Below are 19,163 nucleotides of genomic sequence, written 5' to 3'. Positions count from 1 at the left end.
CAATTATATAAATTAATCTTCAAATATAGTTTGTCCATCAACTTCAGTTTCTAAAGCCTTTAATGCTTTTTCAACTAAGTGAGCTCTTAACTTATATTCTTCTTCTTTTCCTAATGCTGGGTTTCCTAGTGGGTGAGGAATAGCTATTGTAGGAACTATTCTGTTAGCACCAACTGTCATAGAAACTGGAGTAATTGTACACATATGAACTACAGGTAAACCTGCTTTTTCAATTGCTTTAACTAATGTTGCACCGCAACGTGTACAAGTTCCTCATGTAGAAGTTAATATAACTGCATCTACACCATCAGCAATAAGTTCTTGAGCTGCAAATTCACCATATTTTTTAGATGAAGCAACTGCTGTACCATTACCAACTGTTGAATAGAAATATCTGTGTAATGAACCGATTTTTCCTTCTTTTTCAAAGTTTCTTAAAACATCAACTGGAATAACTCTGTCTGGATCTTCATTAGCATATACAGGGTCATGTCCACCGTGAGCTGTTTCAAAGTTTTCTGATGTTAAATCATTTATACCTTCAATGTCGTACTTACCAATTTTAGAAGCACTTGAAGATTCTATATGATCTGGGTTTCCCTTTGGAACGATACCACCAGATGTAACTATAGCTATTTTAGCTTTTGTTATATCCTTAATTGCAGGTTGTGGATCAACTCTATCAAAGTTTGGCATTGGGAATTCTGTTACAAATTCTTCACCTTTTAACTTTTTAACAAGCATATCAACTGCTCTCTTAGATCCTCTTTCTGTTGCAAAGAAGTTTTGTCTAATTCCTCTTGCATGATATCCTTCTTCAGCTGGAGTTCCTATAGTTTCGCCTTTGCTTAATTTTAATGCTAATTTAGCCATTGGGCCAACTGCTGATCTCATACCAGCTGCACTATTTTTAGTAGCTATGATATATACATCTTTTTTGTACATATCAGCCCCTGGGTTTTCTTCATACATACCAGTTAATACTGGAATGTGTAATTCTTCAGCAACAGCTTTACATATAGCACCACAAGCAACCCCGTATCTACCTGCGTTAAATGCTGGACCTGCTATAAATAGCTCTGCTCCTGATTCTTTAACCATTTTTAAAATTTCTGGAACTGCTTCTTCCATGTTTTCATTGAAATAAGAGTCACCACAAATAATAGTTTTAACTATTTCAGCTTCACCCTTAAATGCCTTATTTATTGCCATACCTGGCCCTACAAATCCGTCTCTTACTTCTGGCTTAATATCAGCCTTTTCTTCCCCACCTATGTTAGCGAAGAATTGATTTATATAGTGTACTACTTTAATCAAAGTAATTTCCCCCCTTCAACTGGAGTTACTATTAAAACCCTCAAGTTTTCTTATTTTTTAGGATTGATTATTTTAACTGCTTTTTTACAAATTATAGTGCAAATTTTGAGAACTCGTCTCTTACTGATTTAACTTCTTCAATGATTGAATCTACATCAAGAACCATTTCCATCATTCCACATTGTTCATCATAAACTGCTGCGTCACATTGATCTTTGATTTCTGGTTCTACTACATGATAAACACCTAATCCTAATTCAACACCAGCAAGTGGTCCTGCAAATGTTGGATCTCCTGCTGCAACTGTTTCTGCTGATAATCCTGAAGCTTCTGCTTCTGAACCACCGATAACAACTACTACATTTTCTGCTCCGTGTTTTTCAGTTAGATCTTTAACTCTTTGTTGGATCTCCAGATCCATAGCACCTGCAGCTGTTCACACGAAACACTCTGTTGATGCGAATAATACTTCTGCTCCTGCTGATTTCACACAAGCTTCGATAGCTGGTCCTGGTATACCGTCTCTATCACCGATTGCTATAACTTTTTTGTCTTTTAACATAATCGATCTTCCTTTCTTTTTTTTAATTTTCTATAAACCCTTAAAATTTTGAGTATTTCATTATATCTATATACCTATAACATTTTAAATGTTCAATTAATTTCAAGTATTAGTATCCTCTTGCTGTTAAATAGTTAAATCCAACTTCACTAGTTGCTCCAGTAATAACTTGAATTTCAGCTTCGATTGATCCATCTGGTCTTAAACTTTCATTGTTTGCACCAGCAATCATCTTAGCAGCTTCTGGATGTCCTATTACTTTTTCCATTGGTGGAAGTACGATAAATTGATTAGCATTACCGTTTGTTACAACAGCATCTCCTTTTGGAGTTGAGTCTGCTAATGATTGAGATTTACCATCTTGTCCAGCATATTCATCAGTTAATAATACTGTTTTAACACCTTTTTCAGTGATTTTGTTACAGTTCATAACTAAGTCTGCATCTGGGTTTCCGAATCCTTCTTCTGAAACTATAGCTGCATCTACTCCTAGGTATTCAACTAATTTAGCAACCCAGTTAGATGATCTTTCTTTATCTGCAAGGTATACGTTTTCGTTAGTTAAAATTACACCTATGAAGTTAATATCTTTTCCGTGTCTTTCATATAAATCTTCGATAATTGGATGGTTCATATGAACATATGATGGGTTTTTGTCACAAGCGGAAACACAGTTACCACTTACTATAGCACCATCAAATGCTTCTGTTGGGTACATTAATGTAGGAATTATCTTCTTAGCATCTACGCCGTATACATAAGTATCGTGAAGTAATCCTTGGCTTTGTAACATATAAACATATACTACCTTTGGTAATTCTGGGTATTGTTGTAATTGTTGTAACAATGGTAATGTTTCATATGTTTTAACTTCATCTGGCTCAACATCTTTACCAGCTTTTCCAAGATAAGTTGCAGCTTTGAAACCTATCATTCTGATTGCTTCTTCGTGACTGTGTTGATCGATTCCTTCTTTTGGTTCTGCTATGATAACTAAATTGTTAGTTTTTGAGAATGGAGTATATTTAGCTCCTTCTCCTGACATATCAATGATACCTTCTTGGAAACCAACAACTCTACCAGTTGTAACAACTGCAGCTCCCTTTAATACGTGAGTTCTTCCTGAACCAACTGTATCAACTTTGTTTATGAAGCCAGGGAATATTCCTCCCTTACCTTCAACCTTAACTCTTGGTTCTACAACGTCCTTAACTGGAATTATTCTAACATTTTCACCTGGTTTAGCAATTTCGAAATCGATACTAGCGATTCTGTCATCTCCACCAATTTCTTTTAATAATTCCTCTTTGTTAACATATAGTACTCCATTTTCAACTTTTGTTTCATTGCCGAATTGAAGATCTTTTATAAATATTTTACCTAATTCAAGACGCATAAGGTTCACCTCCCGGAAAATATTGAGTAAATACGTCTAATTTACAATTTATATTTCATATAGGGAGAGGATTACTCCCCCTACATTAATATCACAATTATAGAAATTCACTGTGAATTACGAATTATAGAGTTTCGTAATATGCTTTTATAAAGTTTTCAATGTCATCTAATGTAGCGATTTTATCTGGAGTAATTGTTTCAACAGCAACTCCATCTTTGTATATTTTCATTGTTGGTAGTCCTAAAACTTTTTGTTTTATTGCAAGTCTTCTTGCTCCTGATATATTAAAACTACAGAATTTAATTTTATCAACATATTTTTCTTCTAAACCATGTACTCCTGGCATTAATTGTTTACAAATTTCACATTTATCTCCCCAGAAATCTACAAATACAGGTTTGTCTGCTTTTTCAACTTCTTGTTCCCAGTTCTCTTTACTTAATTCTATCATTTTAATACCCTCCTATAAATTTTACACATCCTAAGAGTGTAGTATTATTTTATAAATAATTAATTTTATTTATAGTCTGAAAATTTTATTTAAAAAATTTTAATCATTTCTGATTTAAAATTATTTATGATCCTCTACATAATGTTCAGCTTGAGTTGCTGCTATAGCTCCATCAGCAGCTGCTGTTATAACTTGTCTTAAACTCTTTTCTCTAACGTCTCCAGCTGCAAATACACCTTCTATATTTGTATGCATGTCTGCATCTGTAATGATATCTCCTCTTTCAGTCATGTTAATTACGCCTTTAAATAAATCTGAATTTGGATTATATCCTACGAATACGAAACATCCGTCAACTTCTAAAGTACTTTGTTCACCAGTTACTTTATCTTTAAGTTTTAATCCACCTAAAATACCATCATCATCTATAGCTTCTTCAACTATTGCATTCCATATAACTTTGATTTTTGGATGATTTAAAACTTTTTCTTGAACTGCTTTGTTTGCTCTGAAAGCATCTCTTCTATGAATGATAGTAACATGTTCTGCAAACTTAGTTAAATATAAAGCTTCATCTAAAGCTGAATCTCCACCACCTACAACTGCAACATCTAAATCAGTGAAGAAATCTGCGTCACATGTTGCACAATAGGAAACTCCTTTACCTCTTAATTCAACTTCATTTTTGAAACCAGATAATCTTGGATTAGCTCCTGTTGCAATTATAACTGTTTTTCCTTGATATTCTGTATTTCTTCCTTTTAATACTTTTATATCGCCTTCTAAAGAAATTTCTACTATTTCATCTTTAACGATTTCTGTTCCGAATCTTTCAGCTTGAGTTTTCATTCTAGTTATTAATGATGCTGTCTTATCTTCTACTGAACCTGGATAATTTTCTAATTCTTCAGTAGTTGCTGCTTGTCCACCAAATTTAGCTCTTTCAATTAATAATGTGTTCATTCTAGCTCTTCCGCCATATAAGCCTGCTGCTAGTCCTGATGGGCCACCACCAATTATTATAGTATCATATATTTTTGACATGATTTTGCCTCCTTTAATTTAAAGCATGATTTATTAAATCATAATCTATAAGTTGAAAATCATTTAAAACGCTTTCAGTATATTTAGGAAGTGGTGATATGTTCAAAAACTTTTTCAATGTCATAATACTATTTTCTATTAATAGTACTGAATCCATATCAGTTCCTTTTACCCTTTTTACAGATAAACAAATTGTTCTGTAAGGTGTTTCATTAGGTTTTATACTACTCATCAATGGGTGTGTAAGTAATTTATGCCCAAGATGTATTTTATCTCTTACCATTGTATAAACCTTTTCTACTGGACCCTCTATAAATATAACCTCGTATTGTGAAGAAAAATTCTTTTTACTTAATGGATTATTAGTTATAATAAATAATTGTTCTACCACTTTTTCCTCCATAAAACACTTTATAAAATTATATACAAAAAGACAGAATTAAAAGCTTGTTAGCCTTTAACTCTGTCTTGGTACCTGAGAGAATTACTCCGTCGGTGCTTTTTCGCTTTCCAGAGTCCTGTCCATTCCCGATACTTTTGCCTGAGAATTTCATATCTTATCGGCTAGATAAAATACTTGTTCCTTCGGCTATTTTAAGTGCATTAAGTGCATACTGTTTAACAATTATTTAGGTCATTTCTGATTAGCAATAAACAGTCTTAAAATCATCTCTCGAAAACTTCATCCAGAAACATTTTTTTATATTTTTTTAATGTATTTATTGTTTGTTTCACTTGATGATTTAATTATACAATATAATAAAACAAATTTCTATAAATTTTCTAAATTTATTTATTTATTTTATCAATAGTATTATTTGAAATTCCTATAATAGTTAAAATTATCACACAATTGCTTGCTTTCAGCCGTTTTTACATTTTTTTCATTTTACTTTTTATTCCTTTTATTTGTATATATATAGCATTTAATTAATATTTTTCTATAAAAAATATTCCAGAAGCAGATGTACCAGCATGAACTCCTACAGTACACCCTACTTCTGCTTCTATGTAATCTGTTTTCATCTTATCGTAAGAATTCTTAAATAAATTTTTTAATTCCTCATCACCAGATGTTAGTAATACAGTATATTCATCTTCTTTTATTCCCTTTTGTTCAATGTAACTCATAGCATTTTTCACTGCTTTTTTAGTTCCTCTAACCTTTTCTCTAACCTTCATTTCTCCATCACTAACTTCTAATATTAATTTTATGCCAAGAAGGTTACCAACTATTCCTGCTGCTTTAGATAATCTTCCACCCTTTACTAAATTATCTAAAGATCCAAATACTAAGGAACTCTTTACATGTGGAATTGTTTGTTTTATGGAATTCTCTATGTCTTTTAACTCTATTCCTTGATCTCTTAACTTACAAGCCTTCAACACTAATAATCCTAATCCACTAGTTACATTCAAACTATCTATAACTACTATATCCTCTGTTTCTAGCATTTCTTTTGCCATAAAAGCCGCTTGACAAGTTCCACTCATTTTTGATGACAAATGTATAGATATAATTTTATACCCTTCATCTAAGTACTTTTTATAACATTCCATAAATCTTTGTGGATTAATTCCTGCTGTTTTAGGAAACTCATCTGAATACTCCATCATTTGTGCTAACTTAGTGAAATTTATGTCAACACCATCTACATAGTCTTTTCCTTCAAAATCAATTATTAAAGGCAGAACTTCAACCCCATTAGCCTCTAAAACACTTTTAGGTATATCTGCCGTACTATCTGTTATAACTTTTATTTTATTCACATTAATTCCTCCTATTTCATATTAGGAAAATTAATCTGTCTTAAAGCTTCATATGCTATTACGGCAACTGTATTTGATAAATTTAAAGATCTAGTCGTTGTATTTATCATAGGTACCCTAATACAAGTTTCCTTATTATTTTCCCTTATATAATCTGGTAATCCCGAAGATTCTCTTCCAAAAACTAAAAAATCTCCTTCTTTAAATTTAGCCTCTGAATATGGTTTACTACCTTTTGTTGTACAAAAATAAAAAGTACTATCTTTATATTTTTCACGTAAAGCCTCGTAAGATTCATGAATTTCCAAATCTAATTGACTCCAATAATCTAAACCTGCTCTTTTTACACTTTTACCATCTATATCGAAACCCAAAGGTTTTATTAAGTGTAATTTACTATTTGTAAGTACACAAGTTCTTCCTATATTACCTGTATTTTGAGGAATTTCTGGTTGAAATAATACTATATTAAGATTCACTGTTTTTCCCCCTCTTACTCTCCTAAATTATTTTATTATAATACTTGTATATTATACCACAACATCTATTGTATATTATATAATAAAATTTTACTTAAATTAACCTTAATTTTTTAATAATTTTTAAATAATGTAAATTAAATTATTATGATCAAAATATTGATTTAATTGACTTGTGAAGAATGTTTTTATATCATTCATAATTGCATTTTCATACACAAATTTTCCATAACCAAATTGACCATATTTAAATTTTCGTTCTTCTTCATTCATTGGAAGTTTGGTTTGAGGAAATACATCTAAAATATTAGTTTTAGCCCTACTTGTAAATCTATGACTAATAATTTCAAATGTAATATTTTTCCCTTTAAACTCTGTTCCTACACGCTCTATTAAATCACCATATTCTTTTTTCCAATTGTCATATATAAAAACTGGTGCAATAAGAAATCCTATTTTATATCCATCATCAAAAAGTTTTTTAGCTGCAGCTATACGTTTTTCTAATAGAGGTGTTTTATGTTCAAATTTTTTAATAATATAATTTGTGTTTATACTAAATCTAACTTCTGTTTTGTTATTGTGTTTAATTCCAATTAATCCTTCTATATCATCATATTTGCTTACAAATCTGAATTTCATGTTATTTGATTTTGAAAAAAATTCTATGCTTTTTCTTAATGCATGCGTATATGGTTCTACAGGTATTGGATCTGATGTAGCAGCGCCTTCAAATATAGTATTCTCTGGTAACCTATCATCTGCATATTGTTTTGCTCTATTTAATATTTCATCTATATTAACATTAATTTTTATATACGGTCTTTTACCTAATTGAGTATTTAAATAACAATATTCACACATGCCCATACACCCTGTAACTAACGGTAATTGATAATGTGCTGAAGGTTTACAACTTTGAAATTTTAAATCTTTTCTTATACCTACTACTAAAGTATTCTTCCCTTTACTATACATTTCTAAAGGTGTTTTTCCTCCTATACCGGTAATTCTATTACTACTATTTATAACAACTTCTATATTGTTTTCTTTAAAATATTTTAGAAGCGTATTTCCTAACTCATATTCTAAAGCCTTTTTTTCTATTATTACTTTTTCAGGTATAAACATAGTTCCTCCCTATACTTTTTAAATAATAAATATTTCATTTTTATTATTTTACCCTAAAAAAATATATATAATAGAAAAAATAGAAAATTACGAAAAACCTAAAATTTAAAAGCTATTTTAAGCTAATTCATTTTTATTAAGAGTATCCTAATATTATATATGAGTTACACTATTGACAAATAGTATAGTTTTTTAATATATATAATATATACAATACGTTAATTGTTGTACATCATATAACTTTAAATACATATTTTTTAATATATCATATTATAAATCAATATCATGGGAGGCTTATTTTAAATGAAAATAGGAATTAACGGCTTTGGAAGAATCGGAAGATGTGTTCTTAGAATAATTATGGAGAACAACTACAAGGACTTAGAAGTTGTAGCTATTAACGCTAGAGCTAATTCAGAAACTTTAAGTCATTTATTTAAATATGATTCTTGTTTTGGAAGATATAGAGGAGATGTTCAATATAAAGATGATGAACTTATAATAGATGGACATGTTATAAAAATCTTTAGAAACAGTACACCTAAAGAAATTCCTTGGAATGAAGTTGATGTAGATATAGTAATAGAATCTACAGGTAAATTTAAAAAACAAGAAGAATTAATGGGACATGTAGAAAAGGGTGTTAAAAAAGTTGTTTTAACTGCTCCTGGTAAAAATGTAGATGCTACAATAGTTTTAGGAGTTAATGAAGATACCTTAGATTTGGACAAGCATACTATAATTTCTAATGCTTCTTGTACTACTAACTGCTTAGCACCTGTAGCAAAAGTTTTAAATGATGCATTTGGCATAGAAAAAGGCTTCATAACAACTGTTCATTCATATACAAATGATCAAAATATACTTGATAAAACTCATAAAGATTTAAGAAGAGCTAGAGCAGCTGCCGAATCTATTATTCCTACTACAACTGGTGCAGCCAAAGCTGTTGGTATTGTAATTCCAGAACTTAAAGGTAAGTTAAATGGATATGCACTAAGAGTTCCAACCCCTACAGTTTCTATTACAGATTTAGTTTGTGAAGTTTCTAAAAAAACTACTGCTGAAGAAATAAATGCAGTTCTAAAGAAAGCTTCTAAAGAAACTATGAAAGGTATTTTAGGCTATTCAGAAGAGCCATTAGTTTCCGTTGATTATACTGGTGATCCTCATTCATCTATAGTAGATGCTTTATCAACTATGGTTATTGGAGAAAATATGATTAAAGTAGCAGCATGGTATGATAATGAATGGGGATATGCTACTAGAGTAGTTGACCTTGTTCAATATATAATAAATAAAATTAAGTAATATTATCAACTTATTATTTATAATTTAATTCTATAAAGTTTCAAATAAAAAACCTTAATCATATGATTAAGGTTTTTTTACATCATTATTATTTTGTACATTCTTATTTGGTTCTACATCTTTATTATGTTCGTTTTTCTTATCATCATTATTATTTGGTTTTTTATTAGTATTATTATCTATTTTTTGATCAACTTTACCATTATTTTTTTCATTACTATTTTTTATATCTTTATTGGTAGTTGAATTGTCTTTAGCATCATCTTTTTTTACTTCTGGTTTCTTAGTTCCTTTTTTAAGTATACCATTAACTGGTGCTATATTAGCTTTATATAAAACCTCTTTTTTTACAAATTTACCATTTTCATAAATTTCCCTATAAACAGTTGCTGAATGACCTGTATATGGAGATTTAACATATGTCTCTTGACCTTCTGGTAAACTAGAATCCTCTATTATACTAACTGTTGGTTCAACTGTTTTTTTATCAGCTGAGTAAATTTTATAGCTATACTTATTTAATTCATTATTTGAGTATACATTAAATGAAACACTTGAATTTGAAGCATATCCTTCTATATATATAGGATATTTTAAAGTATTTTTAAATTTATAGTCTGGTCCTCCCCAACTTACTGTAGCATCTTGTCCTATATCAACATAAGAAGATGCAATAGTATGACTATATCTTTCTGTTGGATCTATATTAGCTCTTACTATGGCATTATATAGAGTACTAGAAACCTGACAAATTCCTCCCCCAAAATCATCTACATATTCATTATTTACAATAACATGAGCTTTCTGATATCCTCTTGCTTCTGTTCTTTGACCTACAGTATCATTAAAACTAAAAGTTTCTCCAGGCATAAGTACAGTACCATTTATACTATTTGTTGCAAGTTGAATATTAGTTACTCTTCCCTGTGAAGAATTAAATGAAGTAGTATAAGAACTTATTTTTGCATCTATTTTACTTAATTCTTGTTTTGTTATCTTAGGTTTTGTTTCCTCAATAGGTGCATTTATTTTTATTACTTCTTTATCTATCCTACCATTTATTTGTGATAATATTTCTTTTTTTAACTTATCTTCCTGTAGTTTATATCCATTAGATTCTTGTGTAAATTCAAAACTATTACCTACATTTTTTAATTTAGAATTTATAGGTTTCCTATCTACATCCCTTTTTATTTTCTGTATAACATTGTTAATAACATCGACTTTATAATCAAATTTTATCTTTATGTTACATGGTGTTTTCATATAAATAGATTTGAATTTTTCAATTGCACTAACATCTTTTCCAAAGCTCATAGCTTGATCTACAATTTCTTTTAAATTGTATTTTGGCTCTAAATCACTATAGCCTATAGAATACTCTTTATCTTTAGCTACAATTATAATTTTTTTCTTAAGTATTCTGTGTTCATACCTATCTTTTAATATTTTTAATGCCTCTTCTTTAGATTTACCTGCTAATTTTGTATCATCTACCACTACACCTGGATAAATATTATTTGACCATTTATTAACAGTAACTGATATGTATATACCTAATGCCCCAATTAAAAATATAATTCCTACAATAGTACTTATAATAATAGCATTAGTTTTGTTTTTTTTCATTTTTTTAACTCCCTTCTGCCCACATCTCTATTATACTATAAAAATTTTTCTATTCATATATTCTTACCTACTTTTTTAGTTTGATTTAGTAGGAGTATATGTTAAAATATTAATATATTAAATTTTATTTCCAATTAAATTTTTATTTTACGGGGTGATTTTATGTCATATGATTTAAACATATTAAAAAAATACTTACATGATATTTTAACAATACCTAGTCCATCCGGTTATACTGAAGAAGTTATGGATTATGTAAAAAAAGAATTAGACGCTTTAAAAGTGCCATATATATCCACTAACAAAGGTGCTTTAATTGCAACTTTAAAGGGTAAAGATGAAACTTATGCAAAAACTTTCTCAGCTCATGTAGATACCCTTGGTGCTATAGTAAAAGGTATTAAATCAACTGGTGCCTTACAGTTAACTTCTGTAGGTGGATATATGGGGAATTCTATAGAAGGTGAAAATTGTATTATTCATACTATGGATAATACAAGATATAGTGGAACTATCCAAACTATAAAACCTTCTACTCATATAAGTGGAAATGAAGCCGATGAATTAAAAAGATCTTTAGACAACATGGAAGTAATCATAGATGAAAAAGTTTTTTCTAAGGAAGATGTTCAAAAACTTGGTATAGATGTTGGAGACTTCATATCCTTTGATTCTAGAACTAGATTCACTGAAAGTGGCTTCGTAAAATCAAGACACTTAGATGACAAGGCAAGCGTAAGCATACTTTTATATACTATGAGATATTTAGTAGAAAATAATATAACTTTACCTCATACTTTAAATTTCTTTATAAGTAACTATGAAGAAGTTGGACATGGTGCTTCAGCTGCTATCCCTGAACATACTAAGGAATTTATAGCTGTTGATATGGGTTGTCCAGGACTTGATCAAAATTCTACTGAATACGATGTCTGCATATGTGCCAAAGATTCATCTGGTCCTTATGATTTTGAACTTAGAAAAAGATTAGTTGAACTTTGCAGAAAAGAAAATATTCCATATAAGGTAGATACTTATCCTCATTATGGTTCTGATGCATCTTCTGCATTAAGATCTGGTAATGATATAAAGGCTGGATTAATTGGAGCTGGTATATTTGCTTCACATGGTTATGAAAGAACTCATATGGATTCAATTTTAGCTACTTTAGATTTAGTAGTAAAATATTCTCAACTATAGTTATTACATTTCCTATTAGTAAATAAAAAAGTCCTATAAAGGACTTTTTTATTTACAAAATCTATGTTTACCAATTATTTTTATTAAAGGACGAGACCAAATCCATTTATTTGTTGTCTTCTCAGGATTAAAGTAATATATAGCTCCACCCGAAGGATCCCATCCGTTCAAAGCATCTCTTGCTGCATTTATGGAACTTTGTTCTACTTGTGCATCTATTTGACCATCTACTGTAGCTGTAAATGCTCCTGGTTGATATATAACACCTGCTATAGTTGAAGGAAATTGTGGATCTCTAGTTCTATTTAAAATTACGGCTCCAACAGCCACTTGACCTTCATAAGGCTCTCCTCTAGCTTCTCCATTTATAGCCCTAGCCAACAGTGTTACTTCTGAGTTAGTAGCATTATATACTCTATAATTCCCACTAGTATTACTTGTTTCATTTATCCCCAACGCTGCCAATGTTCTGCTTCCCACTACACCATCTATGCTTAATCCATTTTTTTGTTGAAAATACTTTACAGCTTCATAGGTTTTGTACCCATATATTCCATCCGCCTCCCCACTATAATAACCCCAACTTTTTAATTTACTTTGAATTTCCTTTACCGTATCAGAGGTAGATCCATAACTATAGGGTACAGCTGCAGTTTGTTTTGTATGTATATTTTGCATAAATACAATTCCAAAAACAGACATAACTATAAAAATCATAATTAAAAACAAAGACATATTTAATCTGCTATTATTATTTTCCAAAATTTAAACCTCCCAACACAAATTCCTTTAAGAATATTTTGTGTTAAAAGCATAAAAAAATTCATTTTTTTTAAATAAATATATAAAAACACAAGATTTAATAAATAAATCTTGTGTTCCATATTGTATAATGTTATTTATTTTTTATTAAAATTCTACTGTACACTAAATTGGTTTATTCTATCAAACTCAATTTCAGATGTATTAAACTTTTTTAATATTTTTTTCAAAATAGAATTATTATTTTCTCTTTTATTATATATTAAAGTTGAAATTACTATTTCACCACAGTATTTTTCTAATTTTAAGTTTCTTATCTTAATAACCTCTCCAGTTTGAGGTTTCATAATTACTTTGTTAAAAAGTCTATCTTTAAGAAGGTATGAATAATTAATAAGTATCATTTCTCTTTGCTCAATACCTAAAATATAAATATCATTACCATCCTTATAAACTTCTAAATCTTTAAATTCACAATTAAAGATGTGCATATCTTTTTTTATCTTATATCCTATGACTCTAGATTTCTTTCCTTCATCACTAATATAAAAGTCTAAAAGAATTCCTATAAACTCTCCATCTTTATTATAAACTCTTTTTCTAAAAAGATCCTTAAAAGAAAATTTAGTAAGCTTTTGCATAACAATTCCTCCTAATGATATAGAGGAAAAACTTACTAAGCTTAATATTGTTTTTAATGCTTAAATTTAAATTGCTAAATAACGCTTTACCTCTATATCTCCATATTTAATTGTAATAAAATTTGTTTACAACTAGGCCCTGCGTCCATTTAAACAATTCACCTCTTTTAATTTTATTTTTTACTACATTATCTTATAATTATATGTTAAAGTCTTAATCTTTTCAAGCATTATAAAACTTTTTGTTTACTTTTCCATTTACGTATACTTTTTAATTAAATCTCTCTATAGCTATCTATAATATGAAAGTTACTGTATTTTTACACTTTATATTTAAATTGCCCTGTGTTAATATATTTACTATGTATAATTTTAAGTAATACTATATAGCGAGGGAAATAAATATGAATTTAAATAAGGAATTCTTGCCAATCTCAAAAGAAGATATGGCTAAAAGAGGTATAAAACAATTAGACTTCATTATAATAACTGGTGATGCTTATGTTGACCATCCCTCCTTTGGTACTGCCATAATAGGTAGACTTTTAGAAAAGGAAGGCTTTTCTGTTGGTATAATAGCTCAACCAGACTGGCATAGTGTTGATGATTTTAAAAAATTAGGCAAACCCAAACATGCATTTTTAATAAATTCAGGTAATATAGATTCTATGGTTAATCATTATACTTCAGCTAAAAAAAGACGTCATGATGATCTTTATTCTCCAGGAGGTAAGTCTGGCTATAGACCTGATAGGGCTGTAATCGTATACTCTAATAGAGCAAAAGAGGCTTATAAAGATGTTCCTATTATTTTAGGAGGAATAGAGGCTAGTTTAAGAAGATTTGCTCATTATGATTATTGGAGTGATAAAATTAGAAGAAGTGTTCTATTAGATTCAAAAGCTGACCTACTTATTTATGGTATGGGTGAAAAACCCATTAAAGAAATAGCTAATCTTGTTCATTATGGAATGGATGTTAAAGAAATTAAATCTATACGAGGAACTGTTTATCAGGGATCTTCTTTGGATAATTTAGATAATTACATAGAAGTTCCTTCCTTCGAAGAAGTTATAGAAAGTAAAGAGGCCTATGGTGAAAGTTTTAAACTTCAAGCTGAAGAGCAAGATGCAGTCCGCGGAAAAATTATAGTACAAAAACATGGTAATTCATATATAATACAAAATCCTCCTTCTTATCCCTTAACTGTTGAAGAGATGGATGAGAGTTATAATTTACCTTATGTGAGAACTTATCATCCTATATATGAAAAAGATGGTGGAATTCCGGCAATAAAAGAAGTTAGTTTTTCCATAACTAGTCATAGGGGTTGTTTTGGTTCCTGTTCATTTTGTGCATTAACTTTTCATCAAGGAAGGGTAATACAAAAACGTTCTGAACATTCCATAATAGAAGAAGCTAAACTCCTAACTCATATGCCTGATTTTAAAGGTTATATTCATGATATAGGAGGGCCTACAGCAAACTTTAGAAATAAAGCTTGTAACGTTCAAGGGAAAGTTGGTGTTTGTAAACATAGACAATGTCTTTTCCCTTCTCCTTGTAAAAACTTAATTATAGATCATTCAGAGTATTTAAATCTTCTTAGAAAAGTAAGAAAACTTCCAAACATAAAAAAGGTATTTATTCGTTCTGGAATAAGATATGATTATTTGACATATGATAAAAATCCAAAATTTTTAGAAGAACTTTGTAAATATCATGTAAGTGGTCAATTAAAAGTCGCTCCTGAACATGTTAGTGATCAAGTATTAAATCAAATGGGTAAACCTACTAGAAAGGTTTATGATGAATTCTGCAAGAAGTATTCTAAGATGAATGAAAGATTAGGATTAAAACAATATTTAGTTCCTTATTTAATGTCAAGTCATCCTGGAAGTACTTTAAAAGAAGCTATTAAACTTTCTCTTTACATCAAAGATATGGGATATAATCCTGAACAAGTTCAAGATTTTTATCCTACTCCAGGCAGTTTATCTACGACTATTTATTATACTGGATTCAATCCTTTCACTAAAGAAAAAGTTTATGTTCCTAAGAAACAAGAAGAAAAAAATATGCAGAGAGCTTTACTCCAATTTAGAGATTCTAAAAATTATGATTTAGTAAAAAAAGCTTTAATATTAGCTCACAGAGAAGATCTAATAGGTAATGGTAGAGATTGTATAATACCTGAAACAAAGCCAAGAAATTCAAAACATATCAATAATTCTTCTCATCATCAAAAAAATAATTCGGCTAATAAAAGAACTACTACAAGAAATAAAGCTGACGAAAATCATAATTTACACCTTAAAAATAATAACAGTAAAGAAACTTTACACAATCAAAAAAACAGAAAAAAATCTTCTAGAAAATCAACTAGAAGAAAATAAAAGAAGGTCTTGTCCATTACTTTTTATGGCAAGACCTTTAATTTTTAATTTTTTTTAAAAGTAATAATACTATAATTCATAGTAACAATCCACATTAGTTGTGTTATTGTATTCATAATAATACTTAAATTGTCTTTCTGTAATATTAAACTTATTATACCTAATGTTGTAGTGAAAAGTACTAATACTCCTCCTAATTTATCCTTGAATCTATTACTAATTATGTATATGCCTAAAAATAACATAATAGCATTAAAAATAAATTCAAAAATCATAAAATAATATTTATTTTCAAACATCATAAAATAGCCATAACTTCCACACAATATAATATCTATAGAATTAACAAATATATACATAGCATAAGCTATACATCCTATCAATAAAATGTATTTTATATAATTAAATTTTAACTTATTACTTCTTAAAAAAATAAAAGTACTTATTAATGATCCCATGAAAAACCCTATATAATTTAAATAATATATATGTTTAAATAAATATAAATATTGAATTTTAGGTACTAAAAACATATATAATCTCATTAAAAAACTAATAAATATAAATGAAAAACTTAAAGAATACCAAAATTTCAATTTAGATGATGTAAATTTTTTATTTTTTAATATGCCTAAATATATTCCTAGAAATATACATATCAATTCAATTAAATATATATATGTCATCTTTATCCTTCCCCTTTTAATTATTCCTACTTAATTTTACTAAAACATTAGGGGATTTATTACTAATAATCATATAATTTATCTGGTATATCCCAAAACTGTTAATCCATCTTTTAAGCATTGTATTTCAATAGGAAAATCTGGACCTTTTTCTCCATCTATATCTGTTACTATATTCTCATCACTATAAATTTTTACATTTTTAGTTTTGTAATAGGTCACCCCTTTTACATTTTCTAGATGTTCTCCTTTTAATATCTTTATAAAAATATTAATTATATTAGCCATCTTTACTCCTTCAAAAATAATTACATCTAGCAATCCATCATCTACATCTGAATTATACGCTAAATTAAAATTCCCTGCTGTTCTTCCATTAAATATCAAAACTAAATACATATAATCATCAAATAGAAAATCTTCACTTTCTATTCTCACCTTTAATTTTCTTAAATTAGGAACTTGCTCTAAACCTTTAATATAATACGCTAACTTTCCAATAGTATTTTTTAAGTTTACATCTGTTTTTTGTGATATATCCGTAAACAAACCAGTACTAGCCACATTTACAAAATACTTATCATTTATTTTACCTAAATCAACTTTTTTAGGTTGACTATTTAAAATTTGCTCACAAGCTTTTGAAACATTTGTAGGCATTCCTATAAACTTTGCAAAATCATTCGCTGTTCCACTAGGTAAAATAGCTATTGGTATGTCTATGTTTTTTCTCTTCATTACATTAACCACTGTATCTACAGTACCATCTCCGCCAGCCACTAATATATATCTATAATCACTATCTATATTATTAAATGCATCTTCTAGATTTGTTTCACGAGATATTCTAAATGGAACTACTGTATATCCATACTTTTGATGTATCCTAATAACATTATCTAATTGTCCCACTATATGATTTTCACCCGAAAATGGATTGTATATAAATTTTATTTTTTTCATATCCCTATCTCCCAATATTTCCATATAATTTCACCTATCATTATACCGTTCATATCTATTAAAGACAACTATACTTAATACTTATTTATTATAAGCTTTTATTGTTAATGTAAATCCACAAGATTTATACCTTTCTTGTGGATTTACATACATATATTAAAACTCTTGCGAACTTGGTTCTGATACTTCTGTTAATACATCTCCTGCCTCACTACTTAATTTAGGATCTACAGCTAAATCTCCTAATGAAACCATACCTACTAAATTTTCTTTATCTACTATAGGTAATCTTCTAATTTGTCTTTCACTCATAATTCTTCCAGCTTCATCTATACCCATTTGAGAACTTGCACAAACAGGATTTGAAGTCATAATTTCTCTGACTTTTTGATTTTTAAAATTTTGTCCATCAGCTACACTTCTAATAGCTATATCCCTATCAGTTATTATTCCTATTACTTTTTCCCCATCACATACTGGAACTGAACCAATATTATAATTTCTCATCATCTCTGCTGCATGTTCTACAGAATCATTGGCGTTCAAACTAACGACTTCTCTTGACATTATATCTTTAATTTTCATGATAAAACACCTCCAATAATATTTTTACCATTGTGCCATATAATATTTGTGGATTTTTTTTCATAATCTGTTGCATACTATCTATAGAAAATCAAAGTTTTTAATGAACTTTAGTCAATTATTATTTAATTAATTTAAAAAGATGTTATAATAACTTACATAGTACTTATAATATAAAATTGTAATAATATTTTTTAGGAGTGGTATTAATGTCTAAAATGCAAATGCCAAAAAGTTTTTTACCAAATTTGTTTACTTTTATTAATTTGTCTTTAGGAATATTTTCTCTTTTAATGTCCTTTAGCAAAAACTATTTAATTGCCTCGATTTTAATTTTATGTGCTGGACTAATAGATAGATATGATGGGAAAGTTGCTAGATTTTTTGGTTGTTCTAGTGAAATAGGAAAAGAATTAGATTCTCTTGCAGACTTAGTTTCTTTTGGAGTTGCTCCAAGTATGTTATTATGTTTATTATATAATTTTACATCTTTAGGATTTATAGGTTATATAATAGTAATAATTTTTCCTATTGCAGGTGCATATAGATTGGCTAAATTTAACATCATGGATTTTAAAAATGTATATACTGGAATTCCAATAACTATAGCTGGAGCTATAGCAGCTCTTTATGCACTTCTTACTTATAGGACACCAACTAATATGTTAATAACTATTATAGTACTATTATCTCTCGCATATTTAATGGTAAGTAACTTTAAATTTAAAAAATTCTAAAATATAAGGGGCTGTCGCATTAGCATAAAAATTTATACTAACGCGGCAGCGTTTTTTTGTGTTTTATAGAAAATTTAATGATAGTTCACCGCCTATAAGC

19 protein-coding genes and 1 riboswitch are annotated in these 19,163 nt (G+C 28.8%); of the genes, 4 read left to right on the top strand and 15 right to left on the bottom strand.

The window, feature by feature from the left end; genetic code table 11:
* Positions 1–12 precede the first annotated feature (12 nt).
* From grdB to splB, 9 genes are all read right to left on the bottom strand, one after another.
* On the bottom strand, positions 13–1,317 hold the full coding sequence (gene grdB / locus QOZ93_RS11885) for a glycine reductase complex selenoprotein B (RefSeq protein WP_479691386.1): 1,305 nt from the start codon (positions 1,315–1,317) through the stop codon (positions 13–15).
* Positions 1,318–1,408: 91 nt separating this feature from the next.
* Complete coding sequence (gene grdA, locus QOZ93_RS11880; RefSeq protein ID WP_111940982.1) at positions 1,409–1,879, bottom strand: glycine/sarcosine/betaine reductase complex selenoprotein A; 471 nt, start codon at positions 1,877–1,879, stop codon at positions 1,409–1,411.
* A gap of 109 nt (positions 1,880–1,988) precedes the next feature.
* Positions 1,989–3,275 (bottom strand): glycine/sarcosine/betaine reductase component B subunit, encoded by a 1,287-nt coding sequence (locus tag QOZ93_RS11875; protein ID WP_307356709.1) that lies wholly within the window; start codon positions 3,273–3,275, stop codon positions 1,989–1,991.
* 124 nt (positions 3,276–3,399) lie between these two features.
* The gene (gene trxA / locus QOZ93_RS11870) at positions 3,400–3,729 is read right to left on the bottom strand and encodes a thioredoxin TrxA (RefSeq protein WP_111940978.1); all 330 of its coding nucleotides are present in this window, start codon (positions 3,727–3,729) and stop codon (positions 3,400–3,402) included.
* A gap of 120 nt (positions 3,730–3,849) precedes the next feature.
* Complete coding sequence (gene trxB, locus QOZ93_RS11865; RefSeq protein WP_111940976.1) at positions 3,850–4,773, bottom strand: thioredoxin-disulfide reductase; 924 nt, start codon at positions 4,771–4,773, stop codon at positions 3,850–3,852.
* A gap of 13 nt (positions 4,774–4,786) precedes the next feature.
* Positions 4,787–5,164: a GrdX family protein gene (locus tag QOZ93_RS11860; RefSeq protein ID WP_307356707.1), complete on the bottom strand. Its 378-nt coding sequence runs from the start codon at positions 5,162–5,164 to the stop codon at positions 4,787–4,789.
* Positions 5,165–5,292: 128 nt separating this feature from the next.
* Positions 5,293–5,459: riboswitch (glycine riboswitch) on the bottom strand.
* 244 nt (positions 5,460–5,703) lie between these two features.
* On the bottom strand, positions 5,704–6,543 hold the full coding sequence (locus QOZ93_RS11855; RefSeq protein ID WP_111940972.1) for a DegV family protein: 840 nt from the start codon (positions 6,541–6,543) through the stop codon (positions 5,704–5,706).
* 11 nt (positions 6,544–6,554) lie between these two features.
* Positions 6,555–7,022 carry a tRNA (uridine(34)/cytosine(34)/5-carboxymethylaminomethyluridine(34)-2'-O)-methyltransferase TrmL gene (gene trmL / locus QOZ93_RS11850; protein WP_307356704.1) on the bottom strand — a complete coding sequence of 156 codons (468 nt, stop codon included), beginning with the start codon at positions 7,020–7,022 and terminating at the stop codon, positions 6,555–6,557.
* A 123-nt stretch (positions 7,023–7,145) separates the two neighbouring features.
* Positions 7,146–8,153 carry a spore photoproduct lyase gene (gene splB / locus QOZ93_RS11845; RefSeq protein ID WP_307356702.1) on the bottom strand — a complete coding sequence of 336 codons (1,008 nt, stop codon included), beginning with the start codon at positions 8,151–8,153 and terminating at the stop codon, positions 7,146–7,148.
* A gap of 303 nt (positions 8,154–8,456) precedes the next feature.
* Between splB and gap the strand changes: the two genes are divergently transcribed.
* Positions 8,457–9,464 (top strand): type I glyceraldehyde-3-phosphate dehydrogenase, encoded by a 1,008-nt coding sequence (gap, locus tag QOZ93_RS11840; protein WP_111940966.1) that lies wholly within the window; start codon positions 8,457–8,459, stop codon positions 9,462–9,464.
* 66 nt (positions 9,465–9,530) lie between these two features.
* Here the strand turns inward: gap and QOZ93_RS11835 are convergent, their stop codons facing one another.
* Positions 9,531–11,093, bottom strand: a complete 1,563-nt coding sequence (locus tag QOZ93_RS11835; RefSeq protein ID WP_307356700.1) for a VanW family protein — start codon at positions 11,091–11,093, stop codon at positions 9,531–9,533.
* Between the two features lie 162 nt (positions 11,094–11,255).
* Between QOZ93_RS11835 and QOZ93_RS11830 the strand changes: the two genes are divergently transcribed.
* Complete coding sequence (locus tag QOZ93_RS11830; protein WP_111940962.1) at positions 11,256–12,293, top strand: M42 family metallopeptidase; 1,038 nt, start codon at positions 11,256–11,258, stop codon at positions 12,291–12,293.
* A gap of 48 nt (positions 12,294–12,341) precedes the next feature.
* Here the strand turns inward: QOZ93_RS11830 and sleB are convergent, their stop codons facing one another.
* Together sleB and QOZ93_RS11820 are read right to left on the bottom strand one after the other, a co-directional pair.
* A complete protein-coding gene (sleB, locus tag QOZ93_RS11825) occupies positions 12,342–12,995 on the bottom strand; it encodes a spore cortex-lytic enzyme (protein ID WP_307356738.1) in 654 nt (217 codons plus the stop codon).
* A gap of 215 nt (positions 12,996–13,210) precedes the next feature.
* Complete coding sequence (locus QOZ93_RS11820; RefSeq protein WP_111940960.1) at positions 13,211–13,696, bottom strand: PRC-barrel domain-containing protein; 486 nt, start codon at positions 13,694–13,696, stop codon at positions 13,211–13,213.
* A gap of 404 nt (positions 13,697–14,100) precedes the next feature.
* On the opposite strand from QOZ93_RS11820, the gene QOZ93_RS11815 reads away from it, so the two are divergent.
* Positions 14,101–16,092 (top strand): YgiQ family radical SAM protein, encoded by a 1,992-nt coding sequence (locus QOZ93_RS11815; protein ID WP_307356698.1) that lies wholly within the window; start codon positions 14,101–14,103, stop codon positions 16,090–16,092.
* A 44-nt stretch (positions 16,093–16,136) separates the two neighbouring features.
* On the opposite strand, the gene QOZ93_RS11810 is transcribed toward QOZ93_RS11815, so the two are convergent.
* The 3 genes from QOZ93_RS11810 to QOZ93_RS11800 form a co-directional block, all read right to left on the bottom strand.
* Entirely contained in the window at positions 16,137–16,778 is a 642-nt protein-coding gene (locus tag QOZ93_RS11810; protein WP_111940956.1) for a hypothetical protein, read from the bottom strand.
* Positions 16,779–16,856: 78 nt separating this feature from the next.
* Positions 16,857–17,741, bottom strand: a complete 885-nt coding sequence (locus QOZ93_RS11805; protein ID WP_307356695.1) for a YegS/Rv2252/BmrU family lipid kinase — start codon at positions 17,739–17,741, stop codon at positions 16,857–16,859.
* Positions 17,742–17,897: 156 nt separating this feature from the next.
* The gene (locus tag QOZ93_RS11800) at positions 17,898–18,326 is read right to left on the bottom strand and encodes a CBS domain-containing protein (protein ID WP_307356693.1); all 429 of its coding nucleotides are present in this window, start codon (positions 18,324–18,326) and stop codon (positions 17,898–17,900) included.
* A gap of 224 nt (positions 18,327–18,550) precedes the next feature.
* Between QOZ93_RS11800 and pssA the strand changes: the two genes are divergently transcribed.
* Positions 18,551–19,063, top strand: coding sequence for a CDP-diacylglycerol--serine O-phosphatidyltransferase (gene pssA, locus QOZ93_RS11795; RefSeq protein ID WP_111944338.1), 513 nt, complete (start codon positions 18,551–18,553; stop codon positions 19,061–19,063).
* Positions 19,064–19,163 lie beyond the last annotated feature (100 nt).

The sequence above is a fragment of the Hathewaya limosa genome, from assembly GCF_030815255.1.
GTDB classification, from domain to species: domain Bacteria; phylum Bacillota; class Clostridia; order Clostridiales; family Clostridiaceae; genus Hathewaya; species Hathewaya limosa.
This window is presented reverse-complemented; position numbering and strand designations above follow the sequence as displayed.

Coding starts and splice junctions, on each gene's coding strand:
- pssA (WP_111944338.1), top strand. CDS start 18,551: ATGCCAAAAAGTTTTTTACCAAATTTGTTTACTTTTATTAATTTGTCT.
- QOZ93_RS11805 (WP_307356695.1), bottom strand. CDS start 17,741: ATGAAAAAAATAAAATTTATATACAATCCATTTTCGGGTGAAAATCAT.
- trxB (WP_111940976.1), bottom strand. CDS start 4,773: ATGTCAAAAATATATGATACTATAATAATTGGTGGTGGCCCATCAGGA.
- splB (WP_307356702.1), bottom strand. CDS start 8,153: ATGTTTATACCTGAAAAAGTAATAATAGAAAAAAAGGCTTTAGAATAT.
- QOZ93_RS11835 (WP_307356700.1), bottom strand. CDS start 11,093: ATGAAAAAAAACAAAACTAATGCTATTATTATAAGTACTATTGTAGGA.
- sleB (WP_307356738.1), bottom strand. CDS start 12,995: ATGTCTGTTTTTGGAATTGTATTTATGCAAAATATACATACAAAACAA.
- QOZ93_RS11815 (WP_307356698.1), top strand. CDS start 14,101: ATGAATTTAAATAAGGAATTCTTGCCAATCTCAAAAGAAGATATGGCT.
- QOZ93_RS11810 (WP_111940956.1), bottom strand. CDS start 16,778: ATGACATATATATATTTAATTGAATTGATATGTATATTTCTAGGAATA.
- trxA (WP_111940978.1), bottom strand. CDS start 3,729: ATGATAGAATTAAGTAAAGAGAACTGGGAACAAGAAGTTGAAAAAGCA.
- QOZ93_RS11875 (WP_307356709.1), bottom strand. CDS start 3,275: ATGCGTCTTGAATTAGGTAAAATATTTATAAAAGATCTTCAATTCGGC.
- gap (WP_111940966.1), top strand. CDS start 8,457: ATGAAAATAGGAATTAACGGCTTTGGAAGAATCGGAAGATGTGTTCTT.
- QOZ93_RS11830 (WP_111940962.1), top strand. CDS start 11,256: ATGTCATATGATTTAAACATATTAAAAAAATACTTACATGATATTTTA.
- QOZ93_RS11800 (WP_307356693.1), bottom strand. CDS start 18,326: ATGAAAATTAAAGATATAATGTCAAGAGAAGTCGTTAGTTTGAACGCC.
- QOZ93_RS11820 (WP_111940960.1), bottom strand. CDS start 13,696: ATGCAAAAGCTTACTAAATTTTCTTTTAAGGATCTTTTTAGAAAAAGA.